General features: G+C 43.7%; 17 protein-coding genes. 12 read left to right on the top strand and 5 right to left on the bottom strand.

The window, feature by feature from the left end; translation table 11 throughout:
• Positions 1-18: 18 nt before the first annotated feature.
• Genes OCU48_RS12900 through OCU48_RS12890 form a run of 3 tightly spaced genes read left to right on the top strand, consistent with a single transcriptional unit; the run spans position 19 to position 2,337 of the window.
• Entirely contained in the window at positions 19-720 is a 702-nt protein-coding gene (locus tag OCU48_RS12900; RefSeq protein WP_141345538.1) for a DUF484 family protein, read from the top strand.
• On the top strand, positions 701-1,621 hold the full coding sequence (xerC, locus tag OCU48_RS12895) for a tyrosine recombinase XerC (RefSeq protein WP_141345539.1): 921 nt from the start codon (positions 701-703) through the stop codon (positions 1,619-1,621). The genes OCU48_RS12900 and xerC overlap by 20 nt, the downstream gene beginning before the upstream one ends.
• Positions 1,621-2,337, top strand: a complete 717-nt coding sequence (locus tag OCU48_RS12890; protein ID WP_141345540.1) for an HAD-IA family hydrolase — start codon at positions 1,621-1,623, stop codon at positions 2,335-2,337. Before xerC ends, OCU48_RS12890 begins: the two co-directional genes overlap by 1 nt.
• Here the strand turns inward: OCU48_RS12890 and OCU48_RS12885 are convergent.
• The 4 genes from OCU48_RS12885 to OCU48_RS12870 all read right to left on the bottom strand — a co-directional run bounded on the left by OCU48_RS12885 (position 2,320) and on the right by OCU48_RS12870 (position 5,847).
• Positions 2,320-2,910, bottom strand: coding sequence for a tRNA-uridine aminocarboxypropyltransferase (locus OCU48_RS12885; RefSeq protein WP_141345541.1), 591 nt, complete (start codon positions 2,908-2,910; stop codon positions 2,320-2,322). The two genes, OCU48_RS12890 and OCU48_RS12885, sit on opposite strands and share 18 nt — an antisense overlap.
• A complete protein-coding gene (locus OCU48_RS12880) occupies positions 2,907-3,917 on the bottom strand; it encodes a COG3650 family protein (RefSeq protein ID WP_141345542.1) in 1,011 nt (336 codons plus the stop codon). Before OCU48_RS12880 ends, OCU48_RS12885 begins: the two co-directional genes overlap by 4 nt.
• Before the next feature lie 34 nt (positions 3,918-3,951).
• Complete coding sequence (locus OCU48_RS12875) at positions 3,952-4,779, bottom strand: Cof-type HAD-IIB family hydrolase (RefSeq protein ID WP_141345543.1); 828 nt, start codon at positions 4,777-4,779, stop codon at positions 3,952-3,954.
• 90 nt (positions 4,780-4,869) lie between these two features.
• Positions 4,870-5,847 carry an alpha/beta fold hydrolase gene (locus OCU48_RS12870; RefSeq protein ID WP_141345544.1) on the bottom strand — a complete coding sequence of 326 codons (978 nt, stop codon included), beginning with the start codon at positions 5,845-5,847 and terminating at the stop codon, positions 4,870-4,872.
• A 69-nt stretch (positions 5,848-5,916) separates the two neighbouring features.
• Here OCU48_RS12870 and rhtB point away from each other — a divergent pair, with 69 nt between their 5' ends.
• The 6 genes from rhtB (at position 5,917) to OCU48_RS12840 (ending at position 10,975) form a co-directional block, all read left to right on the top strand.
• Positions 5,917-6,534: a homoserine/homoserine lactone efflux protein gene (rhtB, locus tag OCU48_RS12865; RefSeq protein WP_141345545.1), complete on the top strand. Its 618-nt coding sequence runs from the start codon at positions 5,917-5,919 to the stop codon at positions 6,532-6,534.
• A 116-nt stretch (positions 6,535-6,650) separates the two neighbouring features.
• Positions 6,651-6,986 (top strand): metalloregulator ArsR/SmtB family transcription factor, encoded by a 336-nt coding sequence (locus tag OCU48_RS12860; RefSeq protein ID WP_141345546.1) that lies wholly within the window; start codon positions 6,651-6,653, stop codon positions 6,984-6,986.
• 41 nt (positions 6,987-7,027) lie between these two features.
• Positions 7,028-8,035: an ArsJ-associated glyceraldehyde-3-phosphate dehydrogenase gene (locus OCU48_RS12855; protein WP_141345547.1), complete on the top strand. Its 1,008-nt coding sequence runs from the start codon at positions 7,028-7,030 to the stop codon at positions 8,033-8,035.
• A 52-nt stretch (positions 8,036-8,087) separates the two neighbouring features.
• Positions 8,088-8,585, top strand: a complete 498-nt coding sequence (locus OCU48_RS12850; protein ID WP_141345548.1) for a phosphatase domain-containing putative toxin — start codon at positions 8,088-8,090, stop codon at positions 8,583-8,585.
• 75 nt (positions 8,586-8,660) lie between these two features.
• Positions 8,661-9,866, top strand: a complete 1,206-nt coding sequence (gene arsJ, locus OCU48_RS12845; RefSeq protein ID WP_141345549.1) for an organoarsenical effux MFS transporter ArsJ — start codon at positions 8,661-8,663, stop codon at positions 9,864-9,866.
• Between the two features lie 95 nt (positions 9,867-9,961).
• Positions 9,962-10,975: an acyltransferase gene (locus OCU48_RS12840; protein WP_141345550.1), complete on the top strand. Its 1,014-nt coding sequence runs from the start codon at positions 9,962-9,964 to the stop codon at positions 10,973-10,975.
• 55 nt (positions 10,976-11,030) lie between these two features.
• Here OCU48_RS12840 and OCU48_RS12835 read toward each other — a convergent pair whose 3' ends face one another.
• The gene (locus OCU48_RS12835; protein WP_141345551.1) at positions 11,031-11,360 is read right to left on the bottom strand and encodes a DUF2500 domain-containing protein; all 330 of its coding nucleotides are present in this window, start codon (positions 11,358-11,360) and stop codon (positions 11,031-11,033) included.
• A gap of 318 nt (positions 11,361-11,678) precedes the next feature.
• Here OCU48_RS12835 and OCU48_RS12830 point away from each other — a divergent pair, with 318 nt between their 5' ends.
• The 3 genes from OCU48_RS12830 to OCU48_RS12820 all read left to right on the top strand — a co-directional run bounded on the left by OCU48_RS12830 (position 11,679) and on the right by OCU48_RS12820 (position 14,682).
• The gene (locus OCU48_RS12830) at positions 11,679-12,044 is read left to right on the top strand and encodes a DUF4145 domain-containing protein (protein WP_167496185.1); all 366 of its coding nucleotides are present in this window, start codon (positions 11,679-11,681) and stop codon (positions 12,042-12,044) included.
• 82 nt (positions 12,045-12,126) lie between these two features.
• Complete coding sequence (locus tag OCU48_RS12825) at positions 12,127-12,360, top strand: YecH family metal-binding protein (protein WP_141345553.1); 234 nt, start codon at positions 12,127-12,129, stop codon at positions 12,358-12,360.
• 594 nt (positions 12,361-12,954) lie between these two features.
• Positions 12,955-14,682, top strand: a complete 1,728-nt coding sequence (locus tag OCU48_RS12820; protein ID WP_141345554.1) for a dipeptide ABC transporter ATP-binding protein — start codon at positions 12,955-12,957, stop codon at positions 14,680-14,682.
• Positions 14,683-14,694: the final 12 nt, after the last annotated feature.

Here is a 14,694-nt window from a genome sequence, read left to right as displayed (position 1 = left end):
GCAGAATAAGGATTAGTTTTGGACTCAACGGTAAAAGTGTTTCTTACCGCAACAGACGTAGAGCAGTTTTTGATTGATAACCCTGACTTCTTCGAAGGAAGGGAATATCTCGTAGATTCATTGAGTATTCCTCACCAACAAGAGGGTGCAGTTTCTCTATTTGAACTGCAACTCAGACGTCAGCGCCAGCAGATGCAGACTATTGAGTCTGAGAAAAATGAGTTATTGGCATTAGTTAGCCGAAACGACCGAATTTTTCGTCATTTTGTGGAGCTAGAACGACGCTCTTTGATGGCGAACTCTGGAGAGAAAGTGATCAGTGCTATCGAGCATAAAGCTCGAGAAATGAATCTTAAGGTCGTGGTGGGTGTAGTTGGGCACGTCCACTCTCAGTTGAACATCAGTAAAGAAAATTGGTCTCGATTTAAGGCAAAAAATATCGCAGATAGAGGTGCTTATCTGGGAAGACTGAAGCGCAGTGACCGAGAACTGATTTTCTCCAAAGGAACCCCTGTATCTGAACTGGGTTCTTATGCGGTTATTTCATTTGAACATCCGTACCTGGAAGGTTTTCTATGCTTCTGCAGTGAGGATGGCGGACGCTTTCAGCCAAACCAAGATACTCTATACTTGAATCATCTTGCTATGGTTATCGCACACCAACTTTTTCATCTTGAGTGGCAGAAGGTTCAAACGCTACATGCCCAATCAAATACCTAAAGCCTTTCAGGCTTGGATCGATGCGTTCATTGCTTATCTTCACAATGAAAGAGGAATGAGCGAACACACCCAAAACAACTATCAACGCCAACTATCCACTATTGCAGAGCAGCTAACGAGCTTTGGTGTTGAGGGATGGCAGCAATTGGATATTGCTTGGGTTAGGCAAATTGCCGCTAAGGGAGCTAGGGAAGGGTTAAAGCCTAATAGCTTAGCTACAAGACTCTCCTGTTTGCGCAGCTTTTTAGACTACTTAGTGCTTAAAGGTGAGCTTTCTGCTAACCCAGCTAAGGGTGTTAGCACACCAAGAAATCATAAGCGACTGCCTAAGAATCTCGATGTTGATGAAACCGGACAGCTGTTGGATATTGATTTGGATGATCCTTTGGCGATTCGAGATAGAGCGATTATGGAGCTGATGTACGGTACCGGAATGCGTCTGTCTGAGCTGATTCAGCTCAATATCAGAGACGTTCAGGGCGACCGTGGTGAGATTCGCGTTATTGGTAAGGGCGATAAAGAGCGTATCGTTCTCTTTAGTGGTGAGGCAAAGCGTTGGATTCTACTATGGCTAAAGGAGCGCCCAGCCCTTCTTAAAGTAGAGAATGAGGCCTTGTTCATCTCTAAGCGAGGTACGCGCATTTCGCACAGAAATGTGCAAAAGCGTTTGTCTGAGTGGGGCATTAAGCAAGGGGTATCGAGCCATGTGACGCCCCATAAACTTAGACACTCCTTTGCTACTCATATTTTGGAGTCTAGCGGAAACCTACGAGCAGTGCAGGAGATGTTAGGTCATGAGAGCCTATCTACTACGCAAGTGTATACACACTTAGATTTTCAGCATTTAGCTCAAGCCTATGATAAGGCGCACCCTAGAGCGAAAAAGAAACCGGAGTCGTAATGCGTTTTTTTCGAAGCCTAGATCCAGTTCATGCAATGACCTTCGACCTTGATGATACATTGTATGACAATCACCCGGTGATTAGGCGTCTAGAACGAGACCTACGCAGTTGGCTAATCGAGTCTTTTCCTCGTTTGGGGCAGTTCACTGAAGAGCATTGGCGTGCCTTAAAACGACAAGCGCTACAGAGTAATGAACGTTGTCGCAATGATGTGACCTTTGCTAGGGAAACTCAGCTTGGCTATGCTTTTACTCGTATCGGTGTTATTGGTGATAGTCAGACACAAGCGATTCAAGACACTATGTATCAAGTGACGGTATTGCGTAACCGTGTAGAGATTCCAGAAGAAACGCATAGCACACTAAAAGCGATTGCAGCGAAACTGCCTCTGGTTGCTATTACTAACGGTAATGTGGATATTGAGCGTATTGGCCTGCAAGGTTATTTTGCTTATACGCTAAAAGCGGGACCTGATGGTGACGCTAAGCCTAGCGCTGATATGTTTCTACGAGCAACTGAGTTACTTGATATTCCAGGAGCCTCGATTTTGCATGTCGGTGATCACCTTGTGAGCGATGTACTCGGTGCTAAGGCGGCGGGATTTCAAGCCGCTTGGTTCAATGACACAACAAACGGCATTGAATCTCAGATTAAGATCAAGGTGATGCCTGACGTAGAGATCAATCGAATCGAGCAGTTACTTCACTTTATTTAAGTTAAGCGCGTGTCCACAGCGATCAGCTTGAAATACCTGAAGATATAGCTGCAAAAAGCGGTTTAATTCCTCCGACTGTTTGTTTAACCCTTCAAGTTTCATGAGCTCAACGCCAACCTCACACGTACATAGGTTTCCTTCGTTCTGATTTCTTCTCAAGCTGTAGTTTGAGTGATTAGAAGGTTGAAGATGACCTTGAGAAAGGGCTTGTAGCCAAGGACTCTGTCGCCACATTTTCTTCGCTTCTTGCCAAGTCGCATCTAATACTATGTACAGCCTAGGCTCTTTATCTGCTGTGTTCTGCTCAATAGGGTAGCTATGCTCATTTGGAAACAGCAACATAGGCTTTGGGTGCTTTTCTATAAGTGCCAATAAATCTGTTGGTGGTTCTTTTCGGTTCCATTCAAACTGTTTAACCCCAGGCAAGCTCCAAAGGAGTATCTTCCCTGTATTGGTTTCTCTTTTCAGTTCATTGGGGTGGCACAGCAGTGCCACCTGGATGGAGTCATCAAACCTAGGTAATTGTTCGCAGACGCAGTTGTGGGTAAATCCACAGTTTGAACAAGGCATCACTGAGCTTTCTTGAGGGTCAATCCACCATTAGTTAATGGATACGTTGCACCGTTAATGGTTTCATGTTCAGTCGAGAGAGTATCGATTTTTAGTTCAAACTCACGTGTAGCAATGATTTTTTGCCCTTGATAGGTAACCGATGTGACTTGTACAAGTCCACTTTCTAGAGTTTGCCAGTAGCCACTTTCGACCACATCATCACTGCCATCTGTATATGAATAACGAGTTTCAGCCTGATGATCTGGACGTAAAGACAAGGTCAGATGAGTTGTATTATCGATAGATTGGAAATATTCTCCGGCAGATAGATCGCTTGAGTCATTTGAATCTGTACTGCACCCAACGTAGGTTTGATCTTTTGTTGTTAGCTGTGCGCTCCAGCCGTAGATAGAATCGCTCATGGTATCGCGGCATACCTTGTTGCTAATCTCGAGCCTGCCTTGCGTTAAGTCGTAGCGCATTCCCTTTGTGTCTTGCTCTAGATTTACTACGGGGAAAACCTGTGTTTCTTTGCCCAATTGCATGAGGGTTATAGCATTGTCAGTGATACCTGCAGACCAAGAGGGTTCATTGCCAAAAGCGCGAGCATCACGAGTCGGTTGATCACAACGGTTAGGGTTCTCAGCCGTTATGATATTGAATTCAGTAACAATAAACTGGCTACCAAATTCTTCAGCGAAGCCTGTGGTTGCTGGCTCAAAATAACCAAACACCTCTGCATACATAGGCTGGTAAGGCTTGGTTGCCATTGATTGTGCGATATTGCGCACGGGCTCAGGTAGATTGAGCCAGTAGGTAGCATTGCTATTACAAGGCTGGATAGTACGAGATTCGTGGCCGACAACAATCTGTCCTCGTAAAAGAACGCGAGCAGGAGCTTGCTTATTCGGAGCGAGCTCAATGGAAGTGAGAGCTTCGTCTTGATTGGCTGAAGGTTGAGGCTCGGTGCTACTGCAGCCGAGCAAAGTTAAGGAGCTAACAATAGAAAATAGAGCGTACTTTTTCATTATCTAGTCTGCTGTAAGGCGATGAATTTAATGCCTATCTTAGCAGGTGTTCAACCAGATAGTGAGCTACAGCGTCATCTTCATTGCTGCCAATAACTTCATTATTTGGCAGTGCCGCTTTTACTTTAGGGTGAGAGGTTTGCATTACTTTACCCATACCTGCCATAGAAAGCATTTCGGCGTCATTCATCCCATCACCAAAAGCGATGCAGTGTGATAGCTCTTTGCCAAGAGACTTGGCTACGGCTTGCAATGCATGACCTTTAGATACATTGCCTTGCATAACCTCTAGGCACCAAGGTGTAGAGAAAGCTATGTTCAATTCATTGCCAAACTTTTGATTCAGTTTGTCTTCAAATAACGCTAGGTGGTCGTGGCTCTTATGCGTAAAGAAGATTTTGGCAACACCGTCTTTTGGTGCATTGCTGTCATCAAAGACATCAAAAGAGAACCCAGATTGTTTGCTGAAAGACAGTAATTGTTCATCAGTTTGATTTACCCACCACTTCTCATCTTGATAGATGTGTACGATGATGTCAGGGTCCTGGCGAATAATATCGATAATGTCTTGTACGAGCTCTGGGTCAACATCTTGGCTGTACATTAGGTTGTCGTCGATGTCATGAACACGAGCGCCATTGGAGGTGATCATGTAAGCCGGAATCCCTACGGTTTCGCGAATGTAAGCAACATCAACATGATGGCGTCCGGTAGCAAAAATAAAGGTATAACCTTGCTCATGTAATTGCTTTAGAGTCTGCTTTGTAAATTCAGATAGCTGGTGGTCGGGGGCCAAAAGTGTGCCATCCAAATCGGAAGCGACAATAGAAATATGTTCAAAAGCAGTTTTGTTCAAGGTCATACCCTTTCTCTTATTTTCAGAAGCAAGTTCATATTACGATAATAATTGAGGAAGAAAGAGGGTAAACCTGCGTTTCCTCTTTTCCTTTTTTTATTGCTCAAAGAAGCCTAATATGGCATCGAGAGCTTGGTTTCTTGGTGAGTCCTTCTCTACCAAAAGCTCGTGTTTTGCATCCGCAATAGGCACTAAAATAGCATCTTGGCGTGTTCGACTAAGCTGAGCAATAAACTGGTTTTGTGCTTTATTGTCGACAACCGTGTCTAATGCAGGTTGCACCAATAGCAGTGGGATATTGACCTCTTGAGCATGTTTGACGCACTGCTCGGAACCAAGAATGGCCTGCCATACCCATTGTGATGTTGGTCCGCCCATTTGGAGCTCTTTTGTTGAGTCAAACAGGTCAGTAGACCATTCAAATCTAATTTTACAGTGACTAAGGGCGTTACCCTCAAATGGTGTTCTTTGGTAACCGGTTTGCCCCGGAGCATAATGAGGCTGCTTTTTCCAACGAATTAAGGTTTTGCAAAGTGGCTTAGCAATAGCTCGCAAGGGAGAGGGCATATTGATCCCGTACATCGGAGCGCAAAGGGCAATGGCATGAAAAGGCTGAGAGTGATGCGTTTGAATATAGCGTGTTGAGATAGCGCCTCCCATTGAATGGGCTAAAATAAAACGGCGACTGTAGCGATTGAAATCAAACTGTTTAACGATAACATCTAAGTCATCAATATAATCTTGGAAGTCTTCTACATGCCCCATATCATGATCATCTAACAGCCGCTCAGACATACCTTGACCTCTGTGATCATAGGAGTAGATGTCAAAGCCTTGTTTGAACAAGTCGTAAAACAGCTCTTGGTAGCGATAAACACTTTCTGTACGACCATTTACCATCAATATTGCCTTACTATGGGCGGGAGAGGTAAGGCTTACCCAGTACAGTTTCTTTTTATCTTTACTCTCGACATATCCTTGCTGTCGATTGTTCCAGAAGCTGCTTATCGGATATTTCATCTGATACTCATAATCGTGCTCTTGAGTACAGATATCAATCGCGTTATTTGACATTGCATTTGTTCCCTGTTCACGTTACAAACAGCATAACATCCTAGAATGACAGTGAATATAGGCACCAATATGGAGTTAAAAATTTGGTTGGCATACGTTGCCACCGCCATCATTTTCAGCCTGGCACCAGGCTCAGGCACAGTGAATTCTATTGCCAACGGTATTAATTTTGGTATGCGTAAGTCCCTGTCAGCTATTGTTGGCCTTCAATTGGGGTTGGCTTTTCATATCATCTTAGTCGGTGCGGGCATTGGTGCGCTAGTGGCTAAGTCGGCGGTTGCGTTTAGTGTGATCAAGTGGGTAGGGGTGGCGTATCTTATCTGGCTTGGTATTCAGAAATGGCATGATAGTAAGGGCTTTAAGGTCGTAGAAAGCCATCAACAGGTATCAAGCGTAGCTTTGTTGAAGCAGGCTATCTTTATTAATCTCACCAACCCCAAGTCGATTGTGTTTTTGGTGGCGCTATTTCCTCAATTCATCAACCCTAGTATGCCTCAGATGCCGCAATTGTTAATTTTAGGTGTTACGACAATTGTAATTGATGGTGTGGTAATGCTCGGTTATACCGGTTTGGCGGCGCAGATGGGACGCTTTATTCGCTCAGATAAGATTATTGGTAAGTTGAATAAGGTCTTTGGTTCCATGTTTGTTGGCTGTGGAATGCTGCTTGCAGCAGCGAAAGGCTAGCTAAAAAAATTACTTTAATTTATTAAGTTTTGATGACATCGGTAAGTTTTGCTTGCGGGTGTCTTTTTTTTGATTAATATATATGGATATTCATATATTGTTATTTGGTTGTGCTTATGTTACCTCATCAATTCTTTAAATTGCTCTCAGATGAAACACGATTGCGAAGCCTGCTATTGATTGCACGTGAAGGGGCGTTATGTGTTTGTGAGTTAACGCAGGCACTTCAAGAAAGCCAACCTAAGATCTCTCGACACTTAGCTCAAATGCGTCAATCTGGCATTTTGGTGGATGAACGACGCGGTCAGTGGGTTTACTACCATATCTCTACTGATCTCCCTGGATGGGCTAAAAAAATAGTAGATGGCTTGAGAGACTCTAATTGTCTGAAAGAACAATACCAGCAAGACATACAAAGATTAGTACATATAGGTGACACGCCCTGTGCGTAAACGAAAATAACCTCACCCTGCATGAGAATAAAGGAAAAAAGATGACTATTAAGATCGGTATCAATGGTTTTGGGCGTATTGGCCGTTTGGCTTTAAGAGCTTCGTTCGACTGGCCTGAGGTTGAATTTGTTCAGATCAATGATGTAGCGGGTGATACAAAGACACTTGCTCATTTGTTGGAATTTGATTCAGTACAAGGTCGCTGGCACCACGAAGTATCTGTCGATGGCAGTAATATGATCATTGATGGTAAATCAGTGAAAACCACACAAGAGCGTAAGATCGACGCAATTGATTGGTCTGGTTGTGATGTAGTAATTGAAGCAACGGGTGTGCATCGTAAGACATCATTCCTAAACAAATACCTAGAGCAAGGCGTGAAGCGAGTTGTTGTGTCTGCGCCAGTTAAAGAAGAAGGTATTGCTAATATTGTTGTCGGTGTGAACGATGAAATCTTCGACCCTGCTATTCACAAAATCGTGACTGCAGCATCATGTACTACTAACTGTATCGCTCCTGTAGTTAAGGTTATTCACGAGAAATTGGGTATTGAGCAGGCAGCATTTACCACTATTCATGACCTAACTAATACGCAAACTATCCTTGATGCACCGCATAAAGACCTACGTCGTGCTCGTGCATGTGGCATGAGCCTTATTCCTACGACGACGGGGTCAGCAACGGCAATCGTTGAGATTTTTCCCGAGTTGAAAGACAAGATAAATGGCCATGCCGTACGTGTACCACTAGCGAATGCGTCGCTAACAGACATCATTTTTGATGTGAAGCGTGATACTACAGTAGAAGAAGTCAACGCACTGCTAAAAGAAGCATCAGAGAATGAGCTTAAAGGCATTCTTGGCTTTGAAGAGCGCCCATTGGTTTCTATCGATTACAAGGGTGACCAACGCTCTACTATCGTTGACGGTCTATCTACTATGCTTGTCGGCACTCGCATGTTGAAGATCTACGCTTGGTATGACAATGAAATGGGCTACGCAACACGTACAGCTGAGCTTGTACGTACTGTTGGTCTAGCAGATAAATAAATTATTCGTTTAAAGGGCATGCTCAGCATGCCTTCGTTTTGAGGAAAAATTAATGACGCATCCTACTTGGGAACTATCTATTGATCACGGCGCAGCTCTAGTACTAACGCCTTGCCCAGGCACTAAAGAGCTAGGTCTTGATGAATCTCTTGCTCAACTGAAAGCGCAAGGTGTTGTGGCAATCGTTACTGCAATTAACAGCGAAGAGATGGCGAGTAAAAACGTTGGTGAGTTAGGTGAGAAAGCTAAAGCTTTGGGTCTAAAGTGGTTCCACCTTCCTATTGAAGACGATTGCGCTCCAGAAGCTGATTTCGCAGAGCAGTGGAAAGCAATAAGCCCAGAGCTACACGAACTTGTGAAGCAAGGCGACAAAATCGCGATGCATTGCATGGGTGGCTCTGGCCGCACAGGTTTATTGGCCGCGAATCTTCTACTTGAATTGGATTGGCCGCTACCGAAGATTGTGACTGAAGTTAAAGCGCTTCGCCCTGGGGCATTCAGCAAGCCTGTTCAGGTTAATTATGTTGAAGCTTTAGCGCAAAATCGTTAATCAAAAAGACTGACATCATCGTGCCTTTGCTAGAAAGTACGATGATGTCCAATGAGATTCTCTCGGAACACTCCTATGTTATCGACTCTAGATAAAAGCGTTCGTCAGTACATGCTGGTGACATTCAATTATTGGAACTTTACCCTGACAGATGGCGCTCTGCGAATGCTAGTGGTGCTGTATTTCTATGATCTGGGATACAGCAGTTTAGCTATCGCGTCATTGTTCTTGTTTTATGAATTTTTTGGAGTGGTAACCAATCTTGTTGGTGGTTGGTTAGGGGCAAGACTTGGCCTGAATCGCACCATGAATGTAGGTTTGGCGATGCAGATTTTTGCCTTGGCTATGCTGGCTGTTCCTCAGGCATGGCTAACAATTCCATGGGTGATGGCCGCTCAGGCTTTCTCTGGTATCGCCAAAGACCTCAACAAGATGAGTGCAAAGAGTGCCATCAAAACTCTTGTCCCTAACGAAAAGCAAGGTGCACTGTATAAATGGGTTGCTATCCTGACGGGTTCAAAAAATGCCCTTAAGGGTGCCGGGTTCTTCTTAGGTGGTGTGTTGCTATCAACACTAGGCTTTCAAGGAGCAGTACTGGCGATGGCCACCGTCTTGCTCTTTGTGCTATTAGGCAGTCTTGTTTGGCTAGAAAGCGATATGGGCAAAGCGAAGAACAAACCCAAGTTTAAACATCTATTTTCAAAGTCTGAGAGTATTAACGTGCTTTCAGCTGCCCGTATGTTCTTATTTGGTGCAAGAGATGTATGGTTTGTGGTGGCCCTGCCCATCTATCTTGGTAGTGTCTTTGGCTGGAATCATTCTATGGTTGGTGGCTTCCTTGCTCTTTGGGTTATAGCCTATGGTTTTGTACAAGGGGTTGCCCCGCGCATTACAGGGAAGGGGCAAGGAAAAGTGCCAGACGGAAAGGCGGCGCTTCTATGGGCGATGCTGTTAACCGTAGTAACAGGAGCAATTGCTTATGGAGTGCAAGTTGGTTGGCAACCTGAGTTGGTTATAGTCGTTGGTCTTCTTATCTTCGGTGCTATCTTTGCGGTTAACTCCTCGCTCCACTCTTACCTTATCGTTAGCTATGCAAAGGGTGATGGGGTATCGATGGATGTTGGCTTTTACTATATGGCTAATGCCATGGGACGCTTGATTGGCACTATTCTCTCCGGATGGGTCTTCCAAATGGCGGGTTTCGCAGCGTGTCTTTGGGTCTCATTTGCCTTTTTGTTACTGGCGAGTATTATCTCGATTAAGCTACCTCGACACGCATAATTGCTTTAAAAAACAACAAAAAAGCTGGCAAGGTTTCCTTGGCCAGCTTTTTTATTGCTATGATGGCAGTAGCATAAATAAAGGAATAAGTTCTAATGAGACAAAGGGTATTGTTTTTCGATCTCGCTCGATGCGTGGCTGCTATTGCCGTGATCGCGATACATGTGTTGGCTCCGTATCGACATCAGTATGGTGTAATTCCATTTGATGAGTGGTTTACAGCAATCAGCATAAACAGTATCAGCCGTTGGGCCGTTCCCGTCTTCATCCTTATCTCAGGCGCTTTAATGCTGAGCGATCGTAGGCCTTTTGATTTCCAATATTATGTGAAGCGCCGTCTCGGTAAGGTATTGGTTCCCTTTATTATTTGGTCAATTTTCTACGCCTACCTTTCTGGTTGGAGTGCGAATGGTTTTGATGCTAATAATGCGCAGAAGGTGCTATTTGAGGGGTTAGACCATGCGACTTACTATCACTTAGGCTTCTTTTACTACTTCATCCCACTTTATTTTGTGATTCCGTTCTTGCAGATATTTGTTCGTCGCTATGATGATAATGCTCTGTATGCCCTGACTGGACTTTGGTTATTTACTACAGCTCTATTCTTATTCCGCATTGATGGAATATGGAGTAGCCAAATGTGGCTTTATTCTGGCTTGTTGCCTTTGGGTTATATCCTTTATCAAAAAGTGCCTTTGACCAAGACCAATGTAAGTATTTTCGTGTTGCTTGGTGTGGGGGCATTTGCTACGACAATCTATCAGGTAGTCCATCTAAGTATGGAGGCTGATAAGTATGCCTTTGGTCGCTGGTTATCCTACAAAACATTAAATACAGTGTTAGCTGCAAGTATGGTGTTTATGGTATGCCGCTATTTCGGCGAAGGGCTTTCGTCAGGAGCAAACAAAATCGTAGGCTTTATCAGTACCCATAGTCTGGGTATCTATATTTTGCATCCTATTTTCCTGTGGCCAATGAAAGAGTTTGGTTGGTATCAAGGACATCCTGGGTGGGTGATACCGCTTTGGATTGTAATCAGTGGCGGGGCGTCTCTGTTTGTTAGTTGGTTGGTCTCTCGCTCAAGTAAAACAGCGTGGTTACTACCTTAAAATAAGGTGCAGATGAGCTTAACTCGACGCTTACTGAGTTAAGCTCTAATTGCTATTATCTCTTCATCGCAAAGTGCATGAACTTGTCACCTTGATAGGTTAACTCACCTCGGTGTCCAGGCAGTAGTGCGTGGTAATAATGGATACCAACTTGAAACTCTCGTTTTGGACCAAAACGTCCTTTTTGAACGTAGATCCAATATTCTTTATCTTCTTCACCAGGCTGTACATCTGGTAAATCCACTGCTTGTTTATCAATGATGGTGACCTTGGCTTTTTGTTCAGGAGCACCGATCCCTTGCACATGCTTGCTAAACACATATTTGAATGCGATAGCGGCAGTAGCAACAAGAATTGCAACCAAAAGGAACAGAGATATTGGCATAGGGTCACCCTTGAGATCTATTGGTGGAAAAGTGTAGCCTTCCGTTGCTCGATATATGCACAGTTAGTAGTATTGCGTGATCTAGATGCAAGAGATGTCGTAAAAATGGCGCTTGGATCACATAACAATGCTGAACCTGAGTGAACCATAAAGGTCTGATTTATAGAGAGGCGAGTGGTTTAATCCTGCTAAACTTGATTTAGGTTCAATAATTAGCCAACGAGCTCGATTTTAATGACAGAATAGTAAAAGATGGCTAAGAGAAGATTCATGGACGGAATCTTCTGCATAAGCAGACGTTTGGACGGGAGTATGGATATGTCCGATATTGATCAAGTAGTAACACGCACAAGGCGTATAGAGGGGCTTTTACGCACGCGATTTCACGCGAGCGGCAGAGGTCTACATCAACTCATCACAGATAGTGAAGAGCGCTTGCCTCATGAAGTTATTGCGAAACTGCGCTATATCGCCACCATCCGCAATAAGATGCTTCATGAAGATGGTTTTAAATTAGATGATCGTAAGCAATTTCTTCAGGCATGTAATGAGTGTGAAAAAGAGCTTACCCCACGTAGCGGACGCTTTATTTGGGGGGTTGCGATTGCACTGATGTCCCTTCTTACATTAGCTGCAGCTTTGTTCTACTACGCCAATTGGGCGGAATTTAGCGTACATCTGTAAATGACAGGATGTACTTTGACTTGTAACAATGTCTTTCTTTTCTTACTCGGTAAAGTCTGATTTTAAAATTTAGGAGTCCAGTATGTCCGTACATGCACATAAAATATTAAATCAGCTTCGAGAGCAACCAATGTCGAAAGCAGAACTACGCCAGTGGGTTGCATCTGAGTTTGGTGAGCAGACTCAATTTCGTACTTGCAGCAAAGAAGGCTTCGATTTTGATTCTATTTTAGATTTTTTTGTATCTAGAGATAAAATCCTTTTAGATAACGATAAATTCAGAGTGAATGAGCCGAATATCTGCTCTCACAATTGATTTAAGCTCTATATTTTTCGACTGTTTAAAGGCTCCTATGATGGAGCCTTTTTTATTCATAATTTTGCAACATATTAAATGCGGTTAACTTTATTATCATGCTGACTGCGTGTGGATAATTGGTGTTAAGTGTGACGTATGTGCAACTTTACCAGTGTATTTAATTGCTTGATGATTAATTTTTAACATTTTACTCTTTGTTGGCTTTTGGATTATTCAAGCATAAAAATGCGTATGGATTACTGTCTGAGCCCTGTTCTGTAGGGCCTTTCGCCTAGAATCCCTTTGTCGGTGGGCCAGGAAAGTAGCTTTAAATATTAGCGTCGACTTCTTGGTGCTTTTTTATTCATTCAAATCGACTGGTAATGCATCAGTTCATCTTTTATTCAGCTGTAAAGCCAACTTTTATCCTTTAAATGTTGCTTTTGTGTGTCTTTTTTGCCAAATTGTGCATCGAACACAATATTTATCGTTGTGTTTTGAACGAAGACGCCGATAAAAGGTGCAGGCTGGATATCAAATCAGTCACGTTCATTTCGAATGGATTCAATTTGCAGACAAGGCAGAAAACTGTCCAGCAGTAGAGGTCTGGTAATGTCGTTATTAGAAGTAAAAAATCTTCGCATTGAGTACCCGTCAAGACACGGTGTTCACGCAGCAGTAAAATCTCTTTCTTTCAATATTGAACGTGGCGAAATCGTCGGCGTTGTTGGTGAATCTGGCGCGGGTAAATCCACAGTCGGTAATGCCGTTATTGATCTTTTAAGTCCTCCTGGCGTAATTGCTGGTGGCGAAGTTTTCCTTGATGGAGAAAAAATCTCGGGCTTATCTCCGGAGCAGATGCGTCAGGTACGTGGTTCAAAGATTGGATTTATCTTTCAAGACCCAATGACGTCATTGAACCCTTTGTTTACCGTTGAGCAGCAGCTTAAAGAAACCATTCACGCCAATTTGAAGGTTTCTGATCAAGAGGCATATAAACGCTCTTTGGATCTGATGAACAAGGTGGGCATCCCACAGCCTGAAAACCGTTTGAAGCAGTATCCGCATCAGTTTTCTGGTGGTATGCGCCAGCGTGTCGTTATTGCAATAGCGCTTGCAGGTGAACCGGATCTTATCATTGCAGATGAGCCAACCACAGCGTTGGATGTGTCAATTCAAGACCAAATCCTAACCTTGATTCGTGATCTGTGTATTCAGCAAAATGTAGGCTGCATGCTGGTAACTCACGATATGGGGGTTGTCTCAAACGTCACAGATCGCGTAGCAGTAATGTACCGCGGTGATCTTGTCGAGTTTGGACCAACAAGTAAGGTATTGGGCGCGCCGGATCATCCGTATACACGTAGTCTAATCTCCGCTGTTCCTCGCTCTGACGTGAAACTAGACCGCTTCCCGTTGGTGAGCTATATCGAAGAGGCTGCCGAGCATCAGCCGCTTGATGTAAAAAATCACTGGTTGGGTCAAAGTCAAGATGAGCGTGAATACACAGGTCCGCTGTTGAATGTTGAGAATGTAGACCTACGTTTCATTACCAAAGATTCTTTATTTGAAAGCCGTAGAGAATACGTACAAGCATCAAACAATGTCAGCTTTGAAGTCTTTGAAGGGGAAACCTTTGGTCTAGTCGGTGAGTCTGGTTCAGGTAAATCGACCATAGCACGTGTTATTGCCGGTCTTTATGCGCCTGATGCAGGTAAGGTTACCTTTGAGGGCATAGATCTTACTGGACTAAAGAGTGAGAAAGAACGTCGTCCAATGCGTCGCCAGATGCAGATGGTGTTCCAAAACCCATACACATCGATGAATCCGCGTATGAAGATTTTCGATATCATCGCAGAACCTATTCGCTTCCATAAACTGACAGCAAATGAGAATGAAACTCGTCAGATCGTTCATGACCTGTTGGACCATGTAGGTCTAGGTCGTATGGCTGCAGTAAAATATCCCCACGAATTCTCAGGTGGCCAGCGTCAACGTATTTCAATTGCGCGCGCATTGGCAACACGCCCTCGTTTATTGATTTGTGATGAACCAACATCTGCACTGGACGTTTCAGTGCAGGCTCAGATTTTAAATCTTCTGAAAGACCTTCAGGATGAGTTAAATCTAACCATGCTATTCATCAGTCACGATTTACCGGTTATTCGTCAGATGTGTGACCGTATTGGCGTGATGCAAAAAGGTACTTTGTTAGAGGTTGCACCGACTGAACAGTTATTTAAGTCTCCGCAACATGAGTACAGCCAACATTTAGTTTCACTGATGCCAGAGTTCAAGGGTTTACGCGAAGGCATCGTGGAAAATCAAGAATTAGCTTAGGAATCTAAGCAA

Source organism: Vibrio inusitatus, from assembly GCA_024346935.1.
Classification (GTDB): Bacteria; Pseudomonadota; Gammaproteobacteria; order Enterobacterales; family Vibrionaceae; genus Vibrio; species Vibrio inusitatus.
Note: the sequence above shows the minus strand (reverse complement) of the source record. Positions and strands in the feature narration are given on the sequence as shown.

Bases quoted from the DNA above. Each gene is read 5' to 3' on its own strand.
- OCU48_RS12820 (WP_141345554.1), top strand. From the start codon at position 12,955: ATGTCGTTATTAGAAGTAAAAAATCTTCGCATTGAGTACCCGTCAAGA.
- arsJ (WP_141345549.1), top strand. From the start codon at position 8,661: ATGTTATCGACTCTAGATAAAAGCGTTCGTCAGTACATGCTGGTGACA.
- OCU48_RS12880 (WP_141345542.1), bottom strand. From the start codon at position 3,917: ATGAAAAAGTACGCTCTATTTTCTATTGTTAGCTCCTTAACTTTGCTC.
- OCU48_RS12850 (WP_141345548.1), top strand. From the start codon at position 8,088: ATGACGCATCCTACTTGGGAACTATCTATTGATCACGGCGCAGCTCTA.
- OCU48_RS12840 (WP_141345550.1), top strand. From the start codon at position 9,962: ATGAGACAAAGGGTATTGTTTTTCGATCTCGCTCGATGCGTGGCTGCT.
- rhtB (WP_141345545.1), top strand. From the start codon at position 5,917: ATGGAGTTAAAAATTTGGTTGGCATACGTTGCCACCGCCATCATTTTC.
- xerC (WP_141345539.1), top strand. From the start codon at position 701: ATGCCCAATCAAATACCTAAAGCCTTTCAGGCTTGGATCGATGCGTTC.
- OCU48_RS12875 (WP_141345543.1), bottom strand. From the start codon at position 4,779: ATGACCTTGAACAAAACTGCTTTTGAACATATTTCTATTGTCGCTTCC.
- OCU48_RS12855 (WP_141345547.1), top strand. From the start codon at position 7,028: ATGACTATTAAGATCGGTATCAATGGTTTTGGGCGTATTGGCCGTTTG.
- OCU48_RS12860 (WP_141345546.1), top strand. From the start codon at position 6,651: ATGTTACCTCATCAATTCTTTAAATTGCTCTCAGATGAAACACGATTG.
- OCU48_RS12835 (WP_141345551.1), bottom strand. From the start codon at position 11,360: ATGCCAATATCTCTGTTCCTTTTGGTTGCAATTCTTGTTGCTACTGCC.
- OCU48_RS12825 (WP_141345553.1), top strand. From the start codon at position 12,127: ATGTCCGTACATGCACATAAAATATTAAATCAGCTTCGAGAGCAACCA.
- OCU48_RS12830 (WP_167496185.1), top strand. From the start codon at position 11,679: ATGTCCGATATTGATCAAGTAGTAACACGCACAAGGCGTATAGAGGGG.
- OCU48_RS12870 (WP_141345544.1), bottom strand. From the start codon at position 5,847: ATGTCAAATAACGCGATTGATATCTGTACTCAAGAGCACGATTATGAG.
- OCU48_RS12890 (WP_141345540.1), top strand. From the start codon at position 1,621: ATGCGTTTTTTTCGAAGCCTAGATCCAGTTCATGCAATGACCTTCGAC.